Below are 2,919 nucleotides of genomic sequence, written 5' to 3'. Positions count from 1 at the left end.
GTTCTCAAGGTTTGAGCTAAGAGGCCGTCTGAAAAAAGAAAAAACGTTTCAGACGTCCTTTCTTTCGACAAGTTGCCACAGCAATCAGAAAAAGTAGCCTGCATCACCTTATGCACTGAAACCGCCCAATCAAACTTAGTTCGACAAATATGCCAATGATCTCAAGCGCGAAGTTGAAAAACGCGAAGGCAGAAAAATCAGCAGCCAAGAAGCCGCGATGAGAATCCGCAGGCAGATACTGCGCTGGGTGGACAAAGGTTCCCAAGACGGCTATACCGATCAAAGCGTCATATCCCTTATCGGAATGAAAGGCGAAGACAAAGCCTTGGGTTATACTTGGGACTACCGCGACTACGGCGCAAGAAATCCGCAAGCCTACAACGATCCGAAGCTGTTTGAGGAATACCGCCGACAGGACAAACCCGAATACCGTAACCTGACCTGGCTGCACAGCGGGACAAAAGACACCAAAATCAGGCAGGAAGAGCGGAAAAACGAAGAGCTTGCGCTGAACGTTGCCGACTGGCTGATGAGCTTTGTCAACCCCAATCCGAGGATAAAAGCCCCGATTATTGCGGGAGTTGGCAACCTGAAAAACATCAAGCCGGCCGTTACCGGCAGCGATCCATTATTGTCAGGGGTCGGGAATATCCGTATTCCTGCAAATGGCAATGTTGCGAAGGGGGACAGGATTCCGGATACGGCATTGGCGTCGAAGAGTCATCAAAAGAATGATTTTGGTACGTCTAAAGGACAGGGGGCAGGGTCTTCTATACCTGTCCCTCAAGCTATCTCAATAAAAATTAAAAATCCAGATAAAACGATTAGTGAAACTACTTATAAATCTAATCCTAAACATACTCCTGGTCAGTTAGGGTTTAAGTTTGATGCTGGTATTGAGCCAAAGAATTCAGTTCAATTAATTGAAAGTTCAGTACAAATTGGTAAACAGCGATTTGCAATTGATGATAAAGGACATATTCATCGTTATATGGGGGCGATAGGAAAAATGAACCTTGGCATTGGGCTGGTTCTACATCCGATAAGAAGAATCCCTTGTCCTTAACAAGTCAACAAAAAGCAGGAATTAAAAAAGCATACCCCGAGCAATAAAAGAATAAGTTATTAAAATAAGGATTTATATGAATATTATTATGGATTCAACAAGAAAATTTGGGATTTTATGGGAAAAAAACTCTGAATGTAATGGTTTTATTTATGGAAAAATTCAGATAATAATAGGAGAGAATATATATCCTAAGATATGCCCATATGGATATTTTACACTAAATACAGTTTTTAATAGTTTGAAATCATCCTTTGAAGAGAAGTATTATGCAGGTGGAAACAATGGTTTAGATTTTGGAGAGCAAATATTTGATATAGATAAATATAATTCTCTGGAATTATGTAATATATTTTCTATTGATACTGCATATATGAGTGGAGGGAGTAATTGTGAAATAGATTGTTTAGTATTAGAAATGGGATATGCTGGTGAGGAAGAGAGACTTTTTTATAGTTTTGATAATGGGAAAAACTTTAAAGAAATCAGGTATAAGAAAGGTACAGTTGAATCTGTTATTTTTCAATTGAATCTATAATATATTTTAGCAAACTATAGCCTTCACGAATTCTTCGCGTTTTTTGCAGGTGTCCACAATCTGAAAAACATAAAGTTGACTGTTACCGGCAGCAATCCTTTACTGGTTGGTGCTGATAACAACAGGAATTTGTATCACTGGGCAGGAACCTTAAACAGGAATAGAATTGATAAACTTAATATCCAACTGCGTAGGAAATTGGGTATTCCTGGAAAATAAATTTTATTCAAGGAGTGTTCTAAATGATTTTTGGGGATCCATATAAATTTGCAATTTGGATTGAGGAGATAGATGAATGGAGTTCAGAAAATTTTTCCGAAGGGATTTTTACATTTTTTGTGAATGGAGACATGATTCCTCAAGAACTACCAAATACGTCTACTTTTTTACCAAATTCTTTGCGTAGCATACAACAGTTTATTTCAATAAATGATAATCTAGAGTGTCCTAATTTATTTAACTTAGACTATTGTAATGCATATATCTTTTTGAACGATGCTGTTCATTATCGTAATATGAAATTATCAGAAGAAGAATCTTATTTATATTGGAAATACTGTATAACAGAATATATTGATAACCCTGAAGAAAAAGATAATATTTGGTATTTGTCCGATAAGTATAATGAAAAATTGTTATATTTAAATAATAATATTATTAAGGAATCAGTGTTTAAAAAAGGATATATAAAAAATATTATGGAAAAAATAATTATTAAATATGATTATATTTTAAATGATAATTAATGAAATTTATCTCACATAAAATCTATGTTTAAGGATGCATTAAACATGTGTTCTTTAATATTTTCTAGAGCTGTTAGGACTATAAAGCCAACAGCAAGCCGTGGCCCATATGAAACCTAAACTCAATACGTAGGATGTGCGGAACGCACATATGCAGTTCTCAAGGTTTGAGCCAAGAGGCTGTCTGAAACAACAAATACGGTTTCAGACGACCTTTCTTTCAACAAGCCACCACAGCAATCAGACAAAAGCGACCCGCCGCCACACCCATGTCGGCAGCACGGCCGGCAAAACGATTATCCGAAGCGGCGGGGATACCACCCTCAAAGGTGCGCAGCTCATCGGCAAAGGCGTACAGGCAGATACGCGTAACCTGCATATAGAAAGTGTACAAGATAGCGAAACCTATCAGGGCAAACAACAAAACGCCGGTGCCCAAGTGACCGTAGGTTACGGATTCAGTGCAAGCGGCAGTTACAGCCAAAGCAAAATCAACGCCGAACACCGAAGCATCAGCGCACAAAGCGGTATTTCCGCCGGAGAAGACGGCTATCAAATCAAGGTCGGAA

3 protein-coding genes and 1 pseudogene are annotated in these 2,919 nt (G+C 38.2%); all 4 read left to right on the top strand.

The genetic code is table 11. The features are described from left to right. Positions 1-217 precede the first annotated feature (217 nt). The gene (locus HMPREF3139_RS03815) at positions 218-1,066 is read left to right on the top strand and encodes a hypothetical protein (protein WP_070460648.1); all 849 of its coding nucleotides are present in this window, start codon (positions 218-220) and stop codon (positions 1,064-1,066) included. Positions 1,067-1,142: 76 nt separating this feature from the next. Further along, a complete protein-coding gene (locus tag HMPREF3139_RS03810) occupies positions 1,143-1,604 on the top strand; it encodes a hypothetical protein (protein WP_070460646.1) in 462 nt (153 codons plus the stop codon). A gap of 242 nt (positions 1,605-1,846) precedes the next feature. After that, a complete protein-coding gene (locus HMPREF3139_RS03805; protein WP_070460644.1) occupies positions 1,847-2,350 on the top strand; it encodes an immunity 42 family protein in 504 nt (167 codons plus the stop codon). Between the two features lie 151 nt (positions 2,351-2,501). Continuing rightward, positions 2,502-2,919, top strand: a pseudogene (locus HMPREF3139_RS11170) (hemagglutinin repeat-containing protein); the annotation flags it as partial.

Origin of the sequence: Neisseria sp. HMSC15G01, assembly GCF_001808255.1 — a bacterium.
Taxonomy (GTDB): domain Bacteria; phylum Pseudomonadota; class Gammaproteobacteria; order Burkholderiales; family Neisseriaceae; genus Neisseria; species Neisseria subflava_A.
This window is presented reverse-complemented; position numbering and strand designations above follow the sequence as displayed.

Bases quoted from the DNA above. Each gene is read 5' to 3' on its own strand.
- HMPREF3139_RS03810 (WP_070460646.1), top strand. From the start codon at position 1,143: ATGAATATTATTATGGATTCAACAAGAAAATTTGGGATTTTATGGGAA.
- HMPREF3139_RS03815 (WP_070460648.1), top strand. From the start codon at position 218: ATGAGAATCCGCAGGCAGATACTGCGCTGGGTGGACAAAGGTTCCCAA.
- HMPREF3139_RS03805 (WP_070460644.1), top strand. From the start codon at position 1,847: ATGATTTTTGGGGATCCATATAAATTTGCAATTTGGATTGAGGAGATA.